The sequence below is a fragment of the Janthinobacterium sp. BJB301 genome (genome assembly GCF_002735685.1).
GTDB classification, from domain to species: domain Bacteria; phylum Pseudomonadota; class Gammaproteobacteria; order Burkholderiales; family Burkholderiaceae_D; genus Janthinobacterium; species Janthinobacterium lividum.
This window is the reverse complement of the sequence record NZ_PDZJ01000001.1, coordinates 2,435,980-2,455,231: the sequence shown is the minus strand read 5'-3', so window position 1 is coordinate 2,455,231 and position 19,252 is coordinate 2,435,980. Positions and strand designations below refer to the sequence as shown.

23 protein-coding genes are annotated in these 19,252 nt (G+C 63.3%); 15 read left to right on the top strand and 8 right to left on the bottom strand.

Going from position 1 to position 19,252, the window contains the following annotated elements:
• Nucleotides 1–10 precede the first annotated feature (10 nt).
• The 9 genes from CSQ91_RS10800 (at nucleotide 11) to CSQ91_RS10760 (ending at nucleotide 5,689) form a co-directional block, all read left to right on the top strand.
• Entirely contained in the window at nucleotides 11–574 is a 564-nt protein-coding gene (locus CSQ91_RS10800) for a GNAT family N-acetyltransferase (RefSeq protein WP_099388239.1), read from the top strand.
• Nucleotides 575–576: 2 nt separating this feature from the next.
• Nucleotides 577–816 (top strand): hypothetical protein, encoded by a 240-nt coding sequence (locus tag CSQ91_RS10795; protein ID WP_099388238.1) that lies wholly within the window; start codon nucleotides 577–579, stop codon nucleotides 814–816.
• 22 nt (nucleotides 817–838) lie between these two features.
• Nucleotides 839–1,192 carry an SMI1/KNR4 family protein gene (locus tag CSQ91_RS10790; protein ID WP_143451006.1) on the top strand — a complete coding sequence of 118 codons (354 nt, stop codon included), beginning with the start codon at nucleotides 839–841 and terminating at the stop codon, nucleotides 1,190–1,192.
• Nucleotides 1,193–1,207: 15 nt separating this feature from the next.
• Nucleotides 1,208–1,747, top strand: coding sequence for a GNAT family N-acetyltransferase (locus tag CSQ91_RS10785; protein ID WP_099388236.1), 540 nt, complete (start codon nucleotides 1,208–1,210; stop codon nucleotides 1,745–1,747).
• Nucleotides 1,744–2,454: a response regulator transcription factor gene (locus CSQ91_RS10780; RefSeq protein ID WP_099388235.1), complete on the top strand. Its 711-nt coding sequence runs from the start codon at nucleotides 1,744–1,746 to the stop codon at nucleotides 2,452–2,454. Before CSQ91_RS10785 ends, CSQ91_RS10780 begins: the two co-directional genes overlap by 4 nt.
• Nucleotides 2,451–3,674, top strand: a complete 1,224-nt coding sequence (locus CSQ91_RS10775) for a sensor histidine kinase (protein ID WP_099388234.1) — start codon at nucleotides 2,451–2,453, stop codon at nucleotides 3,672–3,674. Before CSQ91_RS10780 ends, CSQ91_RS10775 begins: the two co-directional genes overlap by 4 nt.
• Nucleotides 3,675–3,750: 76 nt before the next feature.
• On the top strand, nucleotides 3,751–4,626 hold the full coding sequence (locus CSQ91_RS10770; RefSeq protein WP_099388233.1) for an extracellular catalytic domain type 1 short-chain-length polyhydroxyalkanoate depolymerase: 876 nt from the start codon (nucleotides 3,751–3,753) through the stop codon (nucleotides 4,624–4,626).
• A 65-nt stretch (nucleotides 4,627–4,691) separates the two neighbouring features.
• On the top strand, nucleotides 4,692–5,180 hold the full coding sequence (locus CSQ91_RS10765; protein ID WP_143451005.1) for a hypothetical protein: 489 nt from the start codon (nucleotides 4,692–4,694) through the stop codon (nucleotides 5,178–5,180).
• The gene (locus CSQ91_RS10760; RefSeq protein ID WP_257217287.1) at nucleotides 5,177–5,689 is read left to right on the top strand and encodes a DUF1993 domain-containing protein; all 513 of its coding nucleotides are present in this window, start codon (nucleotides 5,177–5,179) and stop codon (nucleotides 5,687–5,689) included. The genes CSQ91_RS10765 and CSQ91_RS10760 overlap by 4 nt, the downstream gene beginning before the upstream one ends.
• 3 nt (nucleotides 5,690–5,692) lie before the next feature.
• Here CSQ91_RS10760 and CSQ91_RS10755 read toward each other — a convergent pair whose 3' ends face one another.
• The 3 genes from CSQ91_RS10755 to CSQ91_RS10745 are packed head-to-tail and all read right to left on the bottom strand — an operon-like array spanning nucleotide 5,693 to nucleotide 8,084.
• Nucleotides 5,693–6,151, bottom strand: coding sequence for a hypothetical protein (locus CSQ91_RS10755; protein ID WP_099388231.1), 459 nt, complete (start codon nucleotides 6,149–6,151; stop codon nucleotides 5,693–5,695).
• Nucleotides 6,148–7,125, bottom strand: coding sequence for a D-2-hydroxyacid dehydrogenase (locus tag CSQ91_RS10750; protein WP_099388230.1), 978 nt, complete (start codon nucleotides 7,123–7,125; stop codon nucleotides 6,148–6,150). The genes CSQ91_RS10755 and CSQ91_RS10750 overlap by 4 nt, the downstream gene beginning before the upstream one ends.
• On the bottom strand, nucleotides 7,122–8,084 hold the full coding sequence (locus CSQ91_RS10745) for a LysR family transcriptional regulator (protein ID WP_034783117.1): 963 nt from the start codon (nucleotides 8,082–8,084) through the stop codon (nucleotides 7,122–7,124). The genes CSQ91_RS10750 and CSQ91_RS10745 overlap by 4 nt, the downstream gene beginning before the upstream one ends.
• A 189-nt stretch (nucleotides 8,085–8,273) precedes the next feature.
• On the opposite strand from CSQ91_RS10745, the gene CSQ91_RS28915 reads away from it, so the two are divergent.
• The 6 genes from CSQ91_RS28915 to CSQ91_RS10720 all read left to right on the top strand — a co-directional run bounded on the left by CSQ91_RS28915 (nucleotide 8,274) and on the right by CSQ91_RS10720 (nucleotide 16,243).
• Nucleotides 8,274–8,444, top strand: coding sequence for a hypothetical protein (locus CSQ91_RS28915; RefSeq protein ID WP_161789575.1), 171 nt, complete (start codon nucleotides 8,274–8,276; stop codon nucleotides 8,442–8,444).
• Nucleotides 8,441–9,301, top strand: a complete 861-nt coding sequence (locus CSQ91_RS10740) for an alpha/beta hydrolase (RefSeq protein WP_052140188.1) — start codon at nucleotides 8,441–8,443, stop codon at nucleotides 9,299–9,301. Before CSQ91_RS28915 ends, CSQ91_RS10740 begins: the two co-directional genes overlap by 4 nt.
• 271 nt (nucleotides 9,302–9,572) lie before the next feature.
• Entirely contained in the window at nucleotides 9,573–10,817 is a 1,245-nt protein-coding gene (locus CSQ91_RS10735; RefSeq protein ID WP_034783118.1) for an efflux RND transporter periplasmic adaptor subunit, read from the top strand.
• 2 nt (nucleotides 10,818–10,819) lie between these two features.
• On the top strand, nucleotides 10,820–14,020 hold the full coding sequence (locus CSQ91_RS10730; RefSeq protein WP_034783119.1) for an efflux RND transporter permease subunit: 3,201 nt from the start codon (nucleotides 10,820–10,822) through the stop codon (nucleotides 14,018–14,020).
• A gap of 44 nt (nucleotides 14,021–14,064) precedes the next feature.
• Nucleotides 14,065–15,510: an efflux transporter outer membrane subunit gene (locus CSQ91_RS10725; protein WP_099388661.1), complete on the top strand. Its 1,446-nt coding sequence runs from the start codon at nucleotides 14,065–14,067 to the stop codon at nucleotides 15,508–15,510.
• A gap of 175 nt (nucleotides 15,511–15,685) precedes the next feature.
• Entirely contained in the window at nucleotides 15,686–16,243 is a 558-nt protein-coding gene (locus CSQ91_RS10720) for a fasciclin domain-containing protein (protein ID WP_092605783.1), read from the top strand.
• Nucleotides 16,244–16,310: 67 nt separating this feature from the next.
• Here CSQ91_RS10720 and CSQ91_RS10715 read toward each other — a convergent pair whose 3' ends face one another.
• The 5 genes from CSQ91_RS10715 to CSQ91_RS10695 form a co-directional block, all read right to left on the bottom strand.
• Nucleotides 16,311–16,574: a hypothetical protein gene (locus CSQ91_RS10715; RefSeq protein WP_046684064.1), complete on the bottom strand. Its 264-nt coding sequence runs from the start codon at nucleotides 16,572–16,574 to the stop codon at nucleotides 16,311–16,313.
• Between the two features lie 42 nt (nucleotides 16,575–16,616).
• Nucleotides 16,617–16,955, bottom strand: coding sequence for a hypothetical protein (locus CSQ91_RS10710; protein ID WP_070258028.1), 339 nt, complete (start codon nucleotides 16,953–16,955; stop codon nucleotides 16,617–16,619).
• 115 nt (nucleotides 16,956–17,070) lie between these two features.
• Nucleotides 17,071–18,090, bottom strand: a complete 1,020-nt coding sequence (locus tag CSQ91_RS10705; protein WP_099388229.1) for a serine hydrolase domain-containing protein — start codon at nucleotides 18,088–18,090, stop codon at nucleotides 17,071–17,073.
• Between the two features lie 223 nt (nucleotides 18,091–18,313).
• Nucleotides 18,314–18,655, bottom strand: coding sequence for a hypothetical protein (locus tag CSQ91_RS10700; RefSeq protein WP_099388228.1), 342 nt, complete (start codon nucleotides 18,653–18,655; stop codon nucleotides 18,314–18,316).
• Between the two features lie 216 nt (nucleotides 18,656–18,871).
• A complete protein-coding gene (locus CSQ91_RS10695) occupies nucleotides 18,872–19,180 on the bottom strand; it encodes a hypothetical protein (protein ID WP_034783132.1) in 309 nt (102 codons plus the stop codon).
• Nucleotides 19,181–19,252 lie beyond the last annotated feature (72 nt).

Here is a 19,252-nt window from a genome sequence, read left to right as displayed (position 1 = left end):
CTGGAGCGCCATGACCTACAGCAAGACCATCACCACTGAACGATTGATCCTGCGCAAGCCGCAACCATCGGATGAGGCGGCGCAATTCGCCATGCATTCCGACCCCGAAGTGATGCGCTATTTCAGCGAACCACCATGGACCGATGCCAGCCGCGCCGCGCGCCAGATTGCCGAGGACATCGCCGCTTTCGAGAAAGAGGAATTCTTCCGCTTCGCCGTCGAGCTGAAGGCGACGGGCGAATACCTGGGCAGCTGCAGCCTGTTTTCCGAGCACCGCCAGAACCGCCGCGCCGAGATCGGCTACGCGCTGGGCCGTCCGTACTGGGGCAAGGGCTATATGCACGAAGCGCTGTCGGCGCTGATCGAGTATGCGTTTGTCGAGCGCGACCTGAACCGCCTGGAAGCCGACATCGACCCGCACAACGCCGGTTCGGCCAGCGCCCTGGAACGCCAGGGTTTCAACAAGGAAGGTTTTCTGCCCGAACGCTGGATCGTGGCTGGCCAGGTCAGCGATTCGGCCTTGTATGGCTTGCTGCGCCGCGAGTGGGAAGCGCGGCGCCTGCTGGAGGAATAAACATGCGAGAGCACAGGACTGCGCGCTGGTCGTCCCCTGCGATCGTGGCGCTGGCCATCATTGCGACGATCAGCGTGTATGTGCTGGCCGCTTATCTGTCGCGCTTTTTCCCCTCGGAGCAGGAGATGTGCACCGCCACGTGCGCGAAGGAGAACCAGGTCGGCTATCTGGAGTATCTCCATAGCGCGCAGCAAACGGCGGGAATGAGAGATAAGGGGCCGACACAATGCAAGTGCCGCTGAGGCACAGACAGGATCAGGAGTCATGAGTAAGACGATGCAAGAAATCGATGTCTTCCAGCAAGCGTTGGGCCACACCTTGCCAGCGTACTATTTGGCTTTTCTCAAGGACTGGCACGAAGACATGCGCGGCGAACAGGTATTGCTGTACGGCGCAGAGAGCTTGCGGGAGCGTAACGAGACCTATGACACGCAGCAATCCTGTCCTGGCTACATGACCATCGGCGACGACAGCGGCGGACGCGCCGTCATGCTGGCGCTCGATGGCGCTGAGCGCGCCGTCTACCTGGTGGGGCATGGCTCGATGCAGCGCGACGATTTCGAGCTGGCCGCCGATGATTTCGTGTCCTGGCTGGCCGCCGATTGCCCGCTTGACTAAAAAGGATGCAAGGCGATGAAAGCTGCTGATTTACCCGCTTCAGGCCACCCGCTGGTGACTTTGCGCCAGCTGGAACGTAGCGACGCGCCCGCCTGGTATGCCTACCTGGCCGACCCTGCCGTCGTGGAGCACACGAGCTGGAACTTGCGTTGCGTCGACGATCTGCAGGCCAATTTCGATGACTACGCATCGGCAGAACCGTCTTCGTCCATACGGCTGGCTGTCGTGCTGCGCGAGGGTGGCCAGCTGGTGGGCACGATCGGCTTCAACGCCATTTCTCCGCAGCACCGCACGGCGGAGATCGCCTATGACTTGGCCCCAGCTGTATGGGGGCAGGGCGTGGCCACGTCCATCGCCGCGTCGGTCGTGGACTGGGGCTTCCAGCGCCTTGGCTTTCTGCGCATCCAGGCCACTGTGCTGGAAAGCAATGAACGTTCGGTCCGCGTGCTCGAACGCTGCGCTTTCGAGCGGGAGGGCTATCTGCGCTGTTACCGGCAAGTTCGCGGAAGATCCGGCAATTTCTGGCTGTATGCGCGCATTGCCGGCGTGCGATGAACAAGCCACCCTTGAGTATCCTGCTGGTGGAAGACCACCTGGCCATCGCGCGCCAGGTGCTCGACTTTCTCGACGGCTTGCGCTGGCAGACGGACCATGCGGGCACGGGCGCGCTGGCGGTGCAACTGGCCACGTGCAACAGCTATGACGTGGTGCTGCTGGACCTGAACTTGCCCGACATGGATGGCTTGCAAGTGTGCCGCGCCATCAAGGCAGCCGCTCCCAGCAATGTGCCGATTTTGATGCTGACGGCGCGCGACGCGTATGAAGACAAGGCGCGCGGTTTTCGCGACGGCGCCGACGATTACCTGACCAAGCCGTTCGACCTGCGCGAGGTGGCTTTGCGCTGCGAAGCGCTGGTGCGCCGGCAGCAGTTGCACGTGCACCAGGAAATACGCGTGGGGCCATTCACCTTGCAGACGCGCGCAGGGCGCGCCCTGTATGGCGATGTATCCCTGCCGCTGACGCAGACGGGTTTTAAAATCTTGCTGCTGCTGTGCCGCGAACATCCGCATGCCGTCTCGCGCTCGGCCTTGCTGCAGCAACTGTGGGGCAGTCAGCCACCCGACAGCGACGCCCTCAAATCGCACATCTATGCGCTGCGCAAGCAGCTGGAGTTGCTTGGCGGGGCGGGTGCGGCGGGCATGCTGGTGACCATACCGCAGCTGGGCTACCGCCTGGCCTTCGATGCTGCGGCGTCTGCATGAGCAAGTCGATCCGGCAGCGCCTGTTCGCCGCCCTGGCCGGCTTCACCGTCTTGCTGTGCCTGTGCTACACGGGCCTGGCGCTGGTGATCGCCTACGTGACGGAAGACATGCTGGTGCAGCGCCTGCTCGAGCGCGAAGCGGCGGCCGTCAGCATGCGCTGGCAGCAGCACGACAAGCTTACGCCTTCCGGCAGCGACCTCATCACGGTTTATGGCGGCTACCTTGACTTGCCTCAAGCGGTGCGCGCGCAAGTGCCGCAGTCTGCCCCGCGCGGGGAAGTGTTTACGAAGACGGGCCAGCATTATCACGTGCTGGCGCTCGATGTCGTTGCCGGCGGCAAGCCGGCCCGCTGCTATCTGCTGGCCGACGTGGCGCCCGTGCTGGTGGTGTCGCGCCTGGCGCGGGAAGTGGGTGGTGTCGTGGCTGGCGTGGCGCTGGCGCTGATCGCCCTGGCCTTGCTGCTGGCATACTGGCTTGCGCGGCGCCTCGTGCTGCCCTTGCAGCGTCTGGCCCAGGAAGCACGCCAGCTGGCGCCCGGCAGCGCCGTCCATTTCAGCGAGCGCGACCGCCCCGACGAGATCGGTTTCCTGGCGCGCCGCCTGGAAACCACTTTTGCCGAACTGCAGTCGGTCTTGCGGCGCGAACAGGCATTCACCCGCGACGTCAGCCATGAATTGCGCACGCCGCTCACCCTGATGCATAACACCCTGGCGCTGGCGAATGCGCAGCCCTTAAGCGGGCAGCAGCAGGCGCAGCTGCGGCAATCCATGGACGAGATGCGCGCCACCATCGACGTGCTGTTCGCGCTGGCGCGGGCCGAACGGCTGCCCGGCGACGTGGTGGAATTGCGCGGCTGTATCGAGCAATGCCTGCTGCGCCTGCTCGACGAACATCGCTGGGATGCCAGCCTGCTGACCCTGGACTTGCCCGAGCGGCTGGAGGTGGTCGGCAACCCGCAACTGCTCATGTTGCTCATCAATAATTGCCTGGCGAATGCCCTGTTCCATGGCGGCCCCGACTGCCGCATCAGCATTGCGTTTGCGCAAGGCCGCCTGAACATCGTCAATACCGTGCAGGCGGGGCATCCACGGCGCATCCACGGTTTCGCGCATGGCCAGAACCTGCTGCTGCGCCTGGCACAAGCCATGCAATGGGACATTGTTTTCCACCCCGGCGCGATGCAGTACCGTGTCGCCATCCTTCCCGTCCAGGCGCCATAAAAGAAGTCACCGGATTTCACCGCGATTTCACCTCGCCTTGCTTATGCTGGCTGCTCTTTTACATGAAGGGAAGCCCATGAAAATCGCCATCAGCCTGTTCATCCTGTCCTGCCTGTGTACGCCAGTGCTGGCGCAGGTGCAATCGCTGCAGCACAAGGAAGACAAGCGCCGCTACATCGTCTATACGCCCGCCGCCTACGACAGTGCGCCGCAGCAAGCCTTTCCCGTCGTCTTCAATTTCCATGGCGGCGGCATGAGCATGGCCGAGCAGATGCTGTACACGCAGATGAACAAGACGGCTGAACGGCACCAGTTCATCGTTGTGTACCCGCAAGGTATCAAGCAGGACTGGAACGTGGGCTTCGGCATGGATTACCTGGCGGGCACGGATGATATCGGCTTTACGCTAGCCATGCTGGCCAAGCTCAAGCAGACTCACCGCATCGATGAGAAGCGCGTGTATGCCACGGGCTTGTCGCGTGGCGGTTTCTTTGCCCTGCGCCTGGCGGCCGAGCTGCCGCAGCAGTTCGCCGCCGTCGCCTCGGTGGGGGCGCCGATGCCGGAACCGGTGCTGCAGCAGCATAAAAAGACGGACAAGGTCGGCATGCTGTTGATACAGGGGACGGCCGACAAGGTCGTGCTGCATGAAGGCAAGGCTGCCAGCTACCTGTCGGCAGCAGGCACGTTCGATTACTGGCGCAGGCACAATGGCATCGTAGGCGCCACGCCACCGGCGCGCCTGCTACCCACCGTGGCAGGTGACGATACGCAAGTGACGCATGTGGCGCAGGGCAATGGCGCGCAGCAGGTGGCCTTGCTCACCGTCAAGGACGGCGGCCATACCTGGCCGGGCGCCGATGCCTTCAATATCGGCCTGCCCATCGGCAAGACCACGCGCGCCATCGATGCGAATGAAGTCATGTGGGACTTTTTCAGCCGCCATCACCGCTGACGCCATGCTAGGATGGCGGCCATCGCTGCAGTGCTATGCGGCAACTTGAGGGGAGCATGGTGGCAATGTCAGAAGCAGGTATCGCGGCCATGGCCGAGGCGATCTTCGCCAAGCCCGGCGCGGCCGTGGCGCAGGCGTATTCGGAGGCGGAACAGGAAACGCTGCACTTTCACTCGCCGGCCGAGCTGTGCGCGTATGCGGCCAGGCTGGAGGCCGAAGGCGCCAGCGAGGTGTTCCTGGCCGTGCATTACCCGGACATGGGCGGGCAGTTTGCCCCGCGCCGTATCGCGCTCGACCCGGCCAAGTGCGCTGGCCTCACTTACCGTTACGTGTGCGAAGGCTGGGGCCTCATCCGCGTGTACCTGCGCTTGTCCAGCGGCAAGGGACTGGCGTCGCATGTGGGCGCCAATTCGCAGAAGCGCGCGGAAAAATGGCAGCGCCACTACCCGGAATTCGGTCCGACCGATGCCTGGCACTGGGACGCCGTGGGCCGCCATGAACGCCGGCTGATCCGCGTGCTGAAGAAGGTCGCCGCGCAGGAAGGCTTGTCATGACGGACGCGATGCACATCAATCCCGCCACCATCTTTTGCCGTTCGCTGGCGCAGCTCTCCGCCATGCTCGACAAGACCGGCACCGAGCCGCACATGCTGGCGGCGCGTTTGCACCCGGACATGCTGCCGTTCGCCCAGCAAGTGCGCGCGGCCGTGAGCTTTTCCCTGCGCGGCTGCTGTCCGCTGGCGGGGCTGGAGGTGGCCGATTTCAGCGCCGCCGCCAGCCTGCAGGAGCAGATCGCGCACACCATGCGCTACCTCAAGGACATTCCCGTGGAGCGCTTCGACGGGCCGCCGGGGCGCATCTGCCGCGACCGCGCCGGCTTTGCCGATATCGCCTTGCCCGCCGACGAATATTTGAATTTGTACATCCTGCCGAATTTCTATTTTCATTTCAGCATGGCGTATGCGATCGCGCGCAGCGGCGGCGCGGCCATCGGCAAGGGCGATTTCGACGGTTATCACGCGTATGCGCCTGGTTTCAGCTTTGAGCGGTCTGCCGCGCTGTAGTTCCTACAAGCCCGCATCCTTCCACGATGCCAGTCCCAGCCGCTTCAGCAGCCGGCCCGATAGCCCGCAGCTCCAGCAACTGATCTGGATTTGCCGGTGCCGGGCCGGCCCCTGCGCATGCCAGGCTTGCTCGGCGTAATCGAGCAGCGCTTCGTTGAGCGCAGAGGCGTCGGCCACGGGCGGCAGGCGCGTCATCAGTTCAAACACGCCGTGGGTGGTTTCCTTGATCTGCAGCAAACCTGCCAGCAGGGTGCGCAGCACGGCGGCGTCGATGCTGGTGCTCGCTTGCGTGCAGCGCTGCTGCCAGCACAGGCTGCGTTGCGGCCACAAGGCCAGCAGTGCAGGCACGTCGGCCGACCGCAGTTGCCCGATCAGCTCAGCCACCTCCTGAAACAGGTCGAGGCGGTCATACTCGCCGCTGTCCAGGCCCAGCAGCTCATCGAGTTCGTGCAATACGCTCATGCCACCACGTTCGTGGGCGCGCCGCGCTCGAACGCTTCCACGTTGCCGATCAAGATGTCGGCCAGCTTCTGCATGGCTTCCCCGCTGGCCCAGGCCGTGTGCGGCGTGAGGATGAAGTTGGGCAGGCGCAAATTGAGCAGCGGGTTGTCCGGCAGCGGCGGCTCCTTGGATAATACGTCGAAGCCGGCGCCGGCGATCACGCCGTTCGTCAATGCCTCGGCCAGCGCCGCTTCATCGACGAGGCCGCCCCGCGCCGTGTTGATCAGGAGGGATGTGGGCTGCATGCGCGCCAGCTCTGCCGCACCGATGATGTTGCGCGTCTTGTCCGTCAACGGCAGGTGCAGGCTGAGCACATCGGAGGTGGCCAGCAATTCGTCGAAGCCCACTTGCGTCACGCCGTCCTCATCGACAGGGGAGCGGTTGTGTACCTGCACCTGCATGCCGAAGGCGCGGCCCAGCTGCGCCACGGACTTGCCCAGCGCGCCATAACCGAGCAAACCCAGGCGGCTGCCGGCCAGGTCGCGGATCGGGTGGCCGAACAGGCAGAAGCGGTCCGATGCCTGCCACAGGCCAGCTTCCACATCGGCGCGGTAGGCAAACAGCTGGCGGCGCAGGGCCAGCATCAGGGCCAGGGTATGCTCGGGCACGGTGGCGCGCGCATAGTCGCGGATATTCGCCACGACGATGCCCCGCTCGCGGCAGGCGGCCAGGTCGAGGATATCCGTGCCGGTAGCGGCCACGGCGATCATCTTCAGGTCCGGCAGCTGCGCCAGCTCGGCCGCGCGTAGCGGCACCTTGTTGGTGATGGCGATGCTGGCACCTTGCAGGCGAGACACCGTCTGTTCGCTGCCCTTGGTATGCGGATACTCTTCCCAGCCGTGCGCAAAGGCGGGCGGGCGCACGGTGGCGATCAGGCTGTCGCGGTCGAGAAAGACGATGCGGTGCGGCTGCGGCGATGTGCTTGCTGTTGTCATGGCTGGACCTCGGTCAGGTTGGCGCGCGCGCTCGCGGGACTGCTCTTGCCCTTGAGCTGCGTGGCCGGGTGGTTGGTAAACATGTCGGCGACCCATTCGACAAACACGCGCACCTTGGCGGACAGATGGCGGTTGGGCGGATAGATCACGTGGATGGGCAACGGGTCGGATTCCCATTCGCCGAGCAATTCCACCATTTTGCCCTGTTCTATCAGGGGCGCAAGCATGAAGTGCGTCATTTGCACGATGCCCAGGCCCGCCAGGCCGGCGGCCGTGTAGGCGTTCGAATCGTTCAGGGCGATATGGCTGGGCATGGCGATCTGGATGCGTTCGCCGGCGCGCGTGAAATCCCAATCAAACGTTTTGCCTGTCTTGGCGGAGAAAAAATTCACGCCCCGGTGCTGTGCCAGGTCGTCCGGATGCAGCGGCGTGCCGTGCTGCGCCAGGTAGCCGGGCGAGGCGCAGGTCATGAAGTGCAGCACGCCGACCCGGCGCGCGATCAGGTTCAGGTCGCCCAATTCGCCGCCGCGCACGGCGCAATCGACGCCTTCCTCGATCAGGTCGACGGGACGGTCGCTGCAGCCCAGTTCCAGCGAGATGTCCGGGTAGCGGGCAAAGAAGTCGGGCAGGGCGGGTATGATCAGTTCGCTGGCCAGGGCCGTGGGCGCATCCACGCGCAGGCGTCCGCTGGGACTCAGGCGCGTGCGCGACAGCGATTCCTCGGCCTCGCGCACGTCCGACAGGATGCGCACGCAGCGTTCGTAATAGGCGGCGCCGTCGGACGTGATGCTGACATGACGCGTAGTACGGTTGAGCAACTTAACCGACAGGCTTGCTTCCAGCGACTGGATCAGGGTCGACACGGTGGCTTTCGGCAGCTGCATGTTTTCCGCCGCGCGCGTAAAGCCGCCCGCATCGACGACTTGGATGAAAACTTCCATGGCTTGCAGCTTGTTCACTTGAATTCCTATCACTTTATGCGTGATTATTCAGAATCCTGAACAATCAATTCGTCATTGCACTCTTTATCAGATTGTAGATCAAGTCTATAGTTGTTGTACTGCAGCATAAGATGATTGCCGCAGGAAGTTCACAGGAGAAAAATCATGGGTCATCGGAATGGAATCTTTGCAGTGCTCGCTCTCGCTATGAGCTCGCTCGCTCTGGCCGCGATGGTATCGACGGATGCATACTCGATGGCGGCGCAAAGCGAAGCCAGCGGTTATAGCGCCCTGACCCATGAAGTGGGCGGCGTCGCCCTGTTGTGCCTGAACGACACGGTGCTCGATGTTGCGGTGCAGCCGGTGGTGGCGCAATGAGCTTTGCCGACACTGCGGCCGAACTGGCACCTGGCCAGGCGCTGAAGATACGCGACATCCAGGTGCAGGGCGCGCAGGATGCGCTCGGCGCGCGCGTCTACACGGCCGGCGTGCCGGGCGCCAGGCAGCCGAACCTGATGGTTTTCTTCCATGGCGGCGGCTTTGTCGACGGCGACCTGGACGATGCGGACGACTTCCTGCGCTGCCTCGTGCTGAGCAACCCCGACCACGTGGTGCTGGCCGCGAACTACACCCTGGCACGTGTGCGGCCATTTCCCGCCGCCGTGGAAGACGCGCATGCCGTGCTGCTGTGGGCAAAAAAGAACAAGTCCAAACTGGGCTGGACGGGCAAGCAGATGGTGGTGTCGGGCATCGAAGCGGGCGCCAACCTGGCTGCCGTATGCGCCATGATGTCGCGCGACCGGGGCGGACCGCCCCTCGCGGGCCAGGTGCTGATCATGCCCATGCTCGACCCCGGCCTGTCGACCTGCTCGATGCGCAACTTGCCGACCTGTCCTGACCTAGCGGAAGTGGCCGATCAATGCGCCGCCGCCTACCGCGGCTATCTGCCGAATGCCGCTGACCGTACCCATCCGTATGCGTCGCCATTGCAGTCGAGCCGCCTGAAGAACCTGCCGCCGGCGCTCATCCTGTCCAGCGAAGACGACCCATTGCGCGACGAGGCTGAACAATACGGCAGCAAACTGATCGCCTGCGGCATCAAGACCACCGTGCGGCGCATGGCCGCCGCGCCGCTGCAGGACGCTACCGCCCGCAATGAGTGCGCTTGCAAGGTGCAGGTATTGAGCGAAATTAGCAGTTTCGTCGCCGGACTGGGGCAGGAGCCCGAGTCATGACGCCGCCATCCGCGGCACCGCAAAAAAACTTACACTAATCAGTTTACTTTTTGAGTTTTGGTTGCTACACTACGCGGTGTAGTTCCCTTCATGCCTGAGTTGTGCGTTCGCACAGCCAGCTTCGTCGTCCCCGTCCGCTTTTAAGCAGCTGGCGGCCTGTTTACCTTTGATCGAGCGCCGTCGGGCGCCATGGCACCACCATTCACTTTTTCAGTTGGGTTGCTTCCTGCCGCCCATACCATTAGAAATTTTCATAAAACAGGGAAATAAAATGAAAAACGTTCAACAATTTTCCACTCTGCTGAAGCCCCTGGCTGCCTCGCTCGCGCTGGCAGGACTGGTGGCCGTGAGCCTGGCTGGCTGCGATTCGGCCAACAGCAAGGTGCCCGACGCGCCAGCGGCCGGCGGCCCGCCCATCTCGGCCGCCGCCGTCGTTGAAAAACAGATCACGGAAACACAGGAATTCTCGGGCCGCCTGGAAGCGATCGAGCGCGTGGAAATCCGCTCGCGGGTCGGCGGCTTCATCACCGCCGTCAACTTCAAGCCGGGCAGCGAAGTGAAAAAGGGCGACGTGCTGTTCGTCATCGATCCGCGCCCATTCCAGGCTGAAGTGTCGCGCGCCGAAGGCACGGCCGCTTCGGCCCGCGCCAAGGCGGAACTGGCCAAGCTGGAACTGTCGCGCGCTGAAAAGCTGCTGGCCGAAAAAGCCATCGCCCAGCGCGAATTCGATGAAAAAGCGTCGGGCTTGAAAGAGCTGGACGCGAACGCCCGCTCGGCGCAAGCCGCCTATGAAGCGGCCAGGCTGAACCTGTCGTACACGCAGGTGCAGGCACCGATCAGCGGCCGCGTCAGCAAGGCGGAAATCACCGTCGGCAACCTGATCGACGCTTCCGCCATCCTCACCTCCGTGGTGTCGACGGACCGCATCTACGCCAGCTTCGACGGCGATGAAGATACCTACCTGCGCGTGGCCGGCACGGCGCAAAAAGGCACGCCCGTCACCGTCAAGGTAGGCCTGGCCAACGAAACGGGCTTCCCGCACGAAGGCAAGCTGGAATTCGTCGACAACCAGCTCGATCCGGCCACGGGCAGCGTGCGCATGCGCGCCACCTTCGCCAACGCCGAGCGCCAGCTGGTGCCGGGCCTGTTCGCGCGCATCCAGCTCGACGGCGGCAACGGCCCGCAGGCGCAAAGCACGGCGCTGTTGATCTCCGACCGCGCCGTCGGCACGGACCAGAGCCGCAAATACGTGTACGTGGTGGGCGCCGACAACAAGGCCGAATACCGCGCCGTCAAGCTGGGCCCGGCCTCGGACGGCTTGCGCGTGGTGCGCGAAGGCTTGAAGGCGGGCGAAAAGATCGTCGTCAACGGCTTGCAGCGCGTGCGCCCCGGCGCCCCGGTGACGCCGCAGATGGTGGCCATGGACTTCGATCCGACCGCGCCTGCCGCTCCCGCAAAACCTGAAGTAAAAGACGCCAAGATCGCCGCGAAAGCAGCATCGACTTCCAAGGAATAAACATGAATTTTTCCCGCTTTTTCATCGACAAGCCGATTTTCGCGGCGGTGCTGTCGATTGTCATATTCGTGGCCGGGCTGCTGTCGATTTTCGGCCTGCCCATCTCCGAATATCCCGACGTCGTGCCGCCATCCGTGGTGGTGCGCGCGCAATACCCGGGCGCCAACCCGAAAGTGATCGCCGAAACCGTGGCCGCGCCGCTCGAAGAGCAGATCAACGGCGTCGAGAACATGCTCTACATGTCCTCGCAAAACACGTCCGATGGCGCGATGATGCTGACCGTGACCTTCAAGATCGGCACCAACGTCGAGCAGGCCGAGACGCAGGTGCAGAACCGCGTGCAGCGCGCCTTGCCGCGTCTGCCCGAGGAAGTGCGCCAGATCGGCGTGACGACCGTCAAGTCGTCGCCCAATCTGACCATGGTGGTGCATCTGGTCTCGCCGAACAAGCGCTATGACGACATGTATCTGCGTAACTACGCGGTGCTGAACGTCAAGGACCAGCTGGCCCGTCTGCCCGGCATGGGCGACATCCAGATCTTCGGCGCCGGCGACTATGCCATGCGCATCTGGCTCGACCCGCAAAAGGTAGCGGCGCGCGGCATGACGGCCAATGACGTTGTCGACGCCATCCGCGAGCAGAACGTGCAGGTGGCTGCAGGTGTCATCGGCGCTTCGCCGGCGAAAAACTCGGACTTCCAGCTGACCGTCAATACTCAGGGCCGTCTGCAGACACCCGAGGAATTCGGCGCCATCATCGTGCGCACCAATGCCGACGGCGCCGTGACGCACCTGAAGGACGTGGCGCGCGTGGAAATGGGCGCCAACAGCTACTCGCTGCGTTCGCTGCTGAACAATAATCCGGCCGTCGGCATGGGTATTTTCGAAGCGCCGAATGCCAACGCGCTGCAATTGTCGTCCGACGTGCGCGCCAAGATGGACGAACTGAAGAAAGACTTCCCGCAAGGCGTGGAATACCGCATCGAGTACGACCCCACGCAGTTCGTGCGCTCGTCCATCGAAGCCGTGATCCATACCTTGCTTGAAGCGATTGCCCTGGTGGTGCTGGTGGTGATCATCTTCCTGCAAACCTGGCGCGCATCGATCATTCCGCTGCTGGCCGTTCCCGTGTCGATCGTCGGTACTTTTGCCGTGATGCTGGGCTTTGGCTTCTCGATCAACACGCTGTCGCTGTTCGGTCTCGTGCTGGCCATCGGTATCGTCGTCGATGACGCCATCGTGGTGGTGGAAAACGTCGAGCGCAATATCGAGGAAGGCCTCTCGCCGCGCGACGCCACCATCCAGGCCATGAAAGAGGTCAGCGGTCCTATCGTCGCCATCGCCCTGGTGCTGTGCGCCGTGTTCGTGCCGATCGCCTTCGTGCCAGGTTTGTCCGGCGAGTTTTACCGCCAGTTCGCGCTGACGATCGCCATTTCGACCGTGATCTCCGCTTTCAGCTCGCTGACCCTGGCGCCAGCCCTGTCTGCCGCGCTGCTGAAACCGCACGATGCGCCGAAAGACGCGCTGACGCGCGGCATGGACATGGTCTTCGGCCGCTTCTTCGCCTGGTTCAACCGCTTCTTCGGCCGCGCTTCGCACCGCTATGAAGCGGGCGTGAAAGGCGTATTGGGCCGCAAGAGCGCGTCGCTGGGCGTGTATGCGCTGCTGGTCGTTGCCGCCATCTTCACCTTCAAGTCCGTGCCGGCCGGCTTCGTGCCGGCGCAGGACAAGCAATACCTGGTGGGCTTTGCGCAATTGCCTGACGCCGCTTCGCTGGACCGCACGGAAGATGTCGTGCGCCGCATGTCCGACGTCATCAAGTCGGTGCCTGGCGTCGAATCGACCATCGCCTTCCCCGGCCTGTCGATCAACGACTTCACCAATGCGCCGAACGCCGGTATCGTGTTCGCCACCCTGAAACCGTTCGATGAACGCAGCAGCAAGGAATTGTCGGGCGGCGCCATCGCGGCCGAGATCAACAAGCGCCTGGGCGGCATCCAGGACGCTTTCATCATGGTCTTCCCGCCACCGCCGGTCAACGGCCTCGGCACCATCGGCGGCTTCAAGATGATGATCGAAGACCGCGGCAATCTCGGTTACGACGCGCTGTACAACGCCACCCAGGCATTGGCCGCGAAAGCGTACCAGACGCCGGAACTGGCGGGCGTGTTCTCGGGCTACCAGATCAACGTGCCGCAGCTGTTTGCCGACGTCGACCGCGTGAAAGCCAAGCAGATGGGCGTGCAGCTGCAAACGATTTACCAGACCTTGCAGATCAACCTCGGTTCGCTGTACGTGAATGACTTCAACCAGTTTGGCCGCACCTACCAGGTGCGCGTGCAGGCCGATGCGGCGTTCCGTTCGCATGCGCAGGATATCGCGCAGCTGAAGGTACGCAATGACAAGGGCGAAATGATCCCGCTGTCGTCGTTGATGCGCGTGAAGGACAGCTATGGTCCGGACCGCGTGCAGCGCTACAACGCGTATGCCGCAGCCGACTTCAATGGCGGCGCAGCCCCCGGCGTATCGAGCGGCCAGGCGCAAGCCGCGCTGGAACGCATCGCCAAGGAAGTGCTGCCGCAGGGGATCGCGTATGAATGGACGGAGCTGACCTACCAGGACATCTTGTCCGGCAATACGATGATCTATGTCTTCCCGCTGTGCGTGCTGCTGGTATTCCTGGTGCTGGCCGCCCAGTATGAAAGCTGGACCTTGCCGCTGGCCGTGATCCTGATCGTGCCGATGTCGATCCTGTGCGCCTTGCTGGGCGTCAAATTGACCGGTGGCGACAACAATGTGTTCACCCAGATCGCGCTGTTCGTGCTGGTGGGGCTGGCGTCGAAGAATGCGATTCTGATCGTGGAATTTGCCCGCGAACTGGAAGAGCATGGCCGCACCGTCGTGCAAGCGGCGCTGGAAGCGTGCCGCCTGCGTCTGCGTCCGATCCTGATGACGTCGATCGCCTTCATCATGGGCGTGGTGCCCCTGGTGTTCTCGCACGGCGCCGGTTCGGAAATGCGTCATGCCATGGGCGTGGCGGTCTTCGCCGGCATGCTGGGCGTGACCTTCTTCGGCCTGTTCCTGACGCCCGTGTTCTATGTACTGCTGCGCACCCTGGCGCAGCGTTTTGAGAAAAAACCAGCCGATGCTGCCGCCAAGCCTGCCGCCGCGCCAGCATTGAACCTGGAAGGAGATATATATTGAAAACCAAGGAAATCATCTGGCGCGTCAAGCCCGTGCTGACCGCCATGGCCGCAGCCGTGCTGCTGGCCGCCTGCGCGGCGCCGGAGTTCAAGCAGCCGCAGATCGAGACGCCGACGGCGTTCAAGGAAGCGCAAACCTTGCCCGCCGTGCAGACGGCAGCCGATGGCACGCGCTGGAAGCAGGGCGTCCCCGCCGAGCGCCAGGCGCGCGGCGAATGGTGGCTGGCCTTCAATGACCCGGCTTTGACCAGCTTGATCAACGAAGCCACGCAGGCCAATGCCAACCTGGCCGTCGCCGCCGCCCGCGTCAAGCAGGCGAGGGCGATTGCCGGCATCGCCGAAGCGGACCGCATCCCGCAAGTGGGCGTGAACGTGGGCGGCCAGCGCAACCGCGCTTCCGCCGTGTCGCTCGGCTTGCCGAACGGCGCGCCGGTGGCTGCCACGAATGTCTACCAGGCCAACCTGACGGCCAGCTACGAAGTCGATCTGTTCGGCAGGGTCGCCTCGAACGTCAGCGCCTCGCGCAGCGATGCGCTGGCCGTGGAAGCGACATACCGTTCCGTGCTGCTGTCCTTGCAGGCCGACGTGGCGCAGACCTATTTCCAGCTGCGCGCCACGGATGCGGAACTGGCGACCCTGGAACAGACGGTGCGCCTGCGCGAGGAAAGCGTGCATGTGAACCAGCGCCGCTACGACCTGGGCGACATCGGCGAATTCGACCTGTCCCGTGCCCGCACGGAGCTGTCGACGACGCGCGCCGAAGCCATCGGCCTGCAGCGCCAGCGCGCCACCAGCGAACATGCGCTGGCCGTCCTGCTGGGTAAACCTGCCGCCAGTTTCACGGCGACCGTCAACCCGCTGCAGGACAGCGGCTTCCTGCCCGTGATCCCGGCCGGCATGCCGTCGTCCCTGCTGGAGCGCCGTCCCGACATTGCGTCGGCACAGCGCACCATGGAAGCGTCGAATGCGCGCATCGGCGTAGCGAAATCGGCCATGTTCCCCGCCTTGACCCTGAACGCCTCCGGCGGCGGCGCGTCCGATACCTTCTCGGACATCTTCAAGTGGAGCAGCCGCTCCTGGCTGCTGGGCGCCCTGATGTCGATGCCGATCATCGACGGCGGACGCAATAAAGCGGCCGTGAGCCGCAGCGAAGCGCAGCTGGAAGAGTCGGTGGCGACGTATCGCCAGAGCGTGCTGGTGGCCTTCGCCGAGGTGGAAGACAACCTGGCCGGCTTGCGCATCCTGTCGGGCCAGACGCAGCAGATCGACGAAGCCGTCGTTTCGGCACGCCGCTCGGCCGACCTGGCGCAAAAGCTGTATGACGCGGGCCGTTCCAGCTACCTCGATCTGCTGGACGCGCAGCGCAACCTTGCCACCATCGAGCGCAATGCCGTGCAGCTGCGCGGCAACCGCGCCGTCACCACGGTGGCGCTGATCCGCGCCCTGGGCGGCGGCTGGGGCGAAACGGAGCCGCAGGTCGCGGCCAACTAGTTTCCCGGCACCGCGGGCTGGATCAATCCGGCCCGCGACGCGGGAGTCTGCCAGGAACGGCGCCGTGCACTGCACGGCGCCGTTTTTCTGTTTTCAGCGAGTTGAATCCGTTTGCGGAACGGCGGCGTAAGTACTCCTGCAATCATGCAAACGCAGTCATCCAGGAGATATCATCATGCGCACCTTCGTTCCCGCAGCATTGTTCATTACGTCCATGCTGGCCGCCAGCGCCCCGTTTGCCGCCGACATGACGACCATGGTGGGTGGCCAGAGCATGTATCCGTCCAAGGACATCGTCGATAACGCCGTCAATTCGGCCGACCACACGACCCTGGTCGCTGCCGTCAAGGCGGCCGGCCTGGTCGACACCCTGAAAGGCAAGGGTCCATTTACCGTGTTCGCGCCGACGAATGCGGCCTTCGGCAAGCTGCCCGCAGGCACCGTCGAGACCCTGGTGAAGCCGGAAAACAAGGCGACCCTGACGAAGATCCTCACCTATCACGTGGTGCCCGGCAAATACGACTTCAAGGCGCTGGCGAAGGAAATCAAGATGCACGACGGTAAAGCCACCTTGCCCACGGCCAGCGGCGGCAAGCTGATGTTCGCCATGAACGGCATGCACAACATCGTCGTGATGGACGAGGGCGGCAACAGCGCCACTATCAGCACCTATGACGTGTACCAGTCGAATGGCGTGATCAATGTGATCGACACGGTGCTGATGCCGAAATAAGCGCACAAAAAAGCGGACGAAAAAAAAGACAGGGAAAACCCTGTCTTTTTTGATGGTGCCGCCGCGATTACTTGGCTGGCGCTGCTGGCGTTGCCGGTACTGCTGGTTCCGCAGGCGCTGCCTTGTCGGCTGGCGCGGCTTTCTTCGCCTTGTGATGCTTGGCTTTCTTGTGCGCCGCTGGTTTGACGGCGGCTGCCGGCGCTTCGGCCTTGACGACAGGGGCGACGACAGGAATCGGTGCCACTGGAGCGACTGGCGCGACGGCTGGCGTCTGGGCGAATGCGGCGGTGGCGAACAGGCTGGCGATCAGGGTGGCGATAACTTTTTTCATTTTAAGATCCTTGGTATGCGTGGTCAGTAAAGTGTGTCGGAATTACTTGGCTGGAGCCGCTTCGGCGGTAGCCGATGCCAGCTTTTCGTCAGCCTTGGCCTTGGTTTTCTTGGCCTTGTGGTGTGCCTTGGCCTTGGTGGTGGCCGCTTCCGCTTTGGCGCTGGCGACGTCCGTTTTTGCGGCGACGACGGCTTTCGCTTCCTTGGCATCCGCCTTCACGACGGCTTGCGCTTCCTTGGCGTCCGCTTTCACGACGGCCTTGGTGTGGGCCGCTTCCACTTTGGCGGGTGCTGCCGGAGCGGCCGCAGGTGCTGCCGGGGTTTGGGCGAAGGCTGCAGTTGCGAACAGGCCGGCGATCAGGGTAGCGATTACTTTTTTCATGGTGCAGTCCTCAGTGGTGGTTTGTCTGGTATGTCTGTTTGTGTCGGGATGATTCCCGTGTCACTGAGCATAAAACGCGCCCCCGGACGCTTGCGTTGACGGTCATTACAAACGCTTACATCTGCGTTGCATCCGCTTTCAGGATGGCCTTCAGGATGTCTTCCGAACGGCGCTGCCCATACCCCTTGCCATACGCGCTCGATGCGATGCTGACCACCATGCGACGGGCGGGTATCACATAGATCTTGTTGCCGCCATTGCCCGAGGCGAAATGCACGGCAATCTTCTGTCCTCCGACGTCCTGCGTCTTCGCGTACCAGAAATAGCCGTAGCTGTCGGCGTAGCGGTCCACGGCGCCGATGGCCACGCGCGGCGCCAGCGCCGCTTTCAGCCAGGCGGCATCGATTACCCTCTTGCCGTCAAATACGCCTTCGTCGAGCACCATCTGGCCGATTTTCGCCGTGTCGCGCGCGCGCAGCGACAGATTGCCCTGGCCTTTCGGGTGGCGTGCCACGTCGCGGCCCCAGCTCCAGCGGGTGATGCCCAGTGGCGCGAACAGCACCTTGGCGGCGTAGTCTTCCAGGTCGGCGCCGCTGGCGTTTTCCACCACTCTGCCCGCGACATATGATCCCAGCGAGTTGTAGCGATACATGCTGCCCGGCGCCGTGGCAGCCGGTATCGCACGCACGAAGGCGGCCGGGTCGGGCGCCGCATCGAGCTTGTCTTCATTGCCAGGCGACTGTTCGTCTTCATCGAAGGCGGCCAGGCCCGAACGCATGGTCAGCAAGTCGTCGAGGATGACCTTGCCTGCCGCGCTGCCGGCGACTTCGGGCCAGTAGTCGCCCACTGTTTTTGTCGTGGCCAGCTGGCCGCGCGCCACGGCCGCGCCCACCAGCAGGGCGGTGATGCTCTTGCCGGCCGAGCGGATGTCGTGCAGGGTATCGACCGTCTCGCCGTTGTAATAGCGTTCGGCCACGACGGCGCCATCGCGCAACACGACGACGGCGCGCAAATCGCCATGGCTGTCGCGGTCCTGGGCTTGCAGGACTTGCTCCAGGGTGGCGGGGATATCTTGCGCATTGGCGGCGCAAGGCAGATACAGGGCGGTAGTCAGGATGAGGGGCAGGTGGCGCATGGGATAGGCTTCGCGGCGATGGTGGAAGTGCCAGTGTCCTCCATGTGCACCGCTTTGTCGCGCGCAAGCTGGCCGGTTCGATGAAGTTTGCATGAAGGCGCGCAGGAAGCCATGTCATTTGGCGCCGCGCCATGCAAAAAGGACAGCCGAAGCTGTCCCTGGTAATCAGCGTAGCCACGCAAGCGCAGACCCGGCGGACGCGCTCCCGTGACGTCGTTCGCGCTTACTTCGCTGGCGCTGCCGGCACTGCGGGAACGGCTTCCGCCGCTTTGGCCGCATCCGCTTTCACTTTGGCTTTGCTGGTTTTGTGATGGGCCTTGGCCTTGGTGGCTTTGGCGTCGGCCTTTGCGCTGGCCACATCGGCTTTCGCATCGGCGGCGACGACCGCTTCCTTGGCATCGGCTTTCACGACGGCCTTGGTTTCCTTGGCTTCAGCCTTGGCCACGGCTTTCGTGTGGGCCGCTTCCGCCTTGGCGGGAACCGATGCTGCGGGAGCGGCAGGGGTTTGGGCGAAGGCTGCGGTAGCGAACAGGCCGGCGATCAGGGTAATAATTGCTTTTTTCATGGTGCAGTCCTCGGTGGTGGTTTGTCTGGTGTGCCGGGATGATTCCCGTATCACTGAGCAGAAAACGCGGCCCGGAAGATAATGGTTGACCTGGTTTACACTTTCTTACAATCAGGTGATTTGAGCGACGTTAATTGAAGAAGAAGGAGCGAAAATGCAAAAAGACAGCCGAAGCTGTCTTTTTGCATGGTGCCTCCCGCCATGGCGGGATGGCGATTACTTCGCTGCTGCGGTCGCTTCAGCTTTGTCTTCGGCGGCTTTTGCCTTGGCCTTGGTGGCTTTGTGATGGGCTTTGGCCTTGGTGGCTTTGGCGTCGGCCTTGGCGCTGGCCACATCGGCTTTCGCATCGGCGGCGACGGCGGCTTCTTTCGCATCGGCTTTCACGACGGCCTTGGTTTCCTTGGCTTCCGCTTTTGCCACTTCCTTGGTGTGCTTGGCTTCGGCCTTGGCAGGCACGGCTGGCGTTTGAGCAAAGGCTGCGGTAGCGAACAAGCCGGCGATCAGAGTAGCGATTACTTTTTTCATGGTGCAGTTCCTCGAGAAGTGGGGTTGTAGTTCAGGAGATGCATTTCCCCTGTCACTGAGGCAAAAACGCGC

Bases quoted from the DNA above. Each gene is read 5' to 3' on its own strand.
- CSQ91_RS10725 (WP_099388661.1), top strand. From the start codon at position 14,065: ATGGCCGCAGCCGTGCTGCTGGCCGCCTGCGCGGCGCCGGAGTTCAAG.
- CSQ91_RS10775 (WP_099388234.1), top strand. From the start codon at position 2,451: ATGAGCAAGTCGATCCGGCAGCGCCTGTTCGCCGCCCTGGCCGGCTTC.
- CSQ91_RS10785 (WP_099388236.1), top strand. From the start codon at position 1,208: ATGAAAGCTGCTGATTTACCCGCTTCAGGCCACCCGCTGGTGACTTTG.
- CSQ91_RS10795 (WP_099388238.1), top strand. From the start codon at position 577: ATGCGAGAGCACAGGACTGCGCGCTGGTCGTCCCCTGCGATCGTGGCG.
- CSQ91_RS10740 (WP_052140188.1), top strand. From the start codon at position 8,441: ATGAGCTTTGCCGACACTGCGGCCGAACTGGCACCTGGCCAGGCGCTG.
- CSQ91_RS10700 (WP_099388228.1), bottom strand. From the start codon at position 18,655: ATGAAAAAAGCAATTATTACCCTGATCGCCGGCCTGTTCGCTACCGCA.
- CSQ91_RS10705 (WP_099388229.1), bottom strand. From the start codon at position 18,090: ATGCGCCACCTGCCCCTCATCCTGACTACCGCCCTGTATCTGCCTTGC.
- CSQ91_RS10800 (WP_099388239.1), top strand. From the start codon at position 11: ATGACCTACAGCAAGACCATCACCACTGAACGATTGATCCTGCGCAAG.
- CSQ91_RS10765 (WP_143451005.1), top strand. From the start codon at position 4,692: ATGTCAGAAGCAGGTATCGCGGCCATGGCCGAGGCGATCTTCGCCAAG.
- CSQ91_RS10750 (WP_099388230.1), bottom strand. From the start codon at position 7,125: ATGACAACAGCAAGCACATCGCCGCAGCCGCACCGCATCGTCTTTCTC.
- CSQ91_RS10760 (WP_257217287.1), top strand. From the start codon at position 5,177: ATGACGGACGCGATGCACATCAATCCCGCCACCATCTTTTGCCGTTCG.
- CSQ91_RS28915 (WP_161789575.1), top strand. From the start codon at position 8,274: ATGAGCTCGCTCGCTCTGGCCGCGATGGTATCGACGGATGCATACTCG.
- CSQ91_RS10730 (WP_034783119.1), top strand. From the start codon at position 10,820: ATGAATTTTTCCCGCTTTTTCATCGACAAGCCGATTTTCGCGGCGGTG.
- CSQ91_RS10755 (WP_099388231.1), bottom strand. From the start codon at position 6,151: ATGAGCGTATTGCACGAACTCGATGAGCTGCTGGGCCTGGACAGCGGC.
- CSQ91_RS10780 (WP_099388235.1), top strand. From the start codon at position 1,744: ATGAACAAGCCACCCTTGAGTATCCTGCTGGTGGAAGACCACCTGGCC.
- CSQ91_RS10720 (WP_092605783.1), top strand. From the start codon at position 15,686: ATGCGCACCTTCGTTCCCGCAGCATTGTTCATTACGTCCATGCTGGCC.
- CSQ91_RS10735 (WP_034783118.1), top strand. From the start codon at position 9,573: ATGAAAAACGTTCAACAATTTTCCACTCTGCTGAAGCCCCTGGCTGCC.
- CSQ91_RS10770 (WP_099388233.1), top strand. From the start codon at position 3,751: ATGAAAATCGCCATCAGCCTGTTCATCCTGTCCTGCCTGTGTACGCCA.
- CSQ91_RS10790 (WP_143451006.1), top strand. From the start codon at position 839: ATGAGTAAGACGATGCAAGAAATCGATGTCTTCCAGCAAGCGTTGGGC.
- CSQ91_RS10695 (WP_034783132.1), bottom strand. From the start codon at position 19,180: ATGAAAAAAGTAATCGCTACTCTGATCGCCGGCTTGTTCGCTACCGCA.
- CSQ91_RS10715 (WP_046684064.1), bottom strand. From the start codon at position 16,574: ATGAAAAAAGTTATCGCCACCCTGATCGCCAGCCTGTTCGCCACCGCC.
- CSQ91_RS10710 (WP_070258028.1), bottom strand. From the start codon at position 16,955: ATGAAAAAAGTAATCGCTACCCTGATCGCCGGCCTGTTCGCAACTGCA.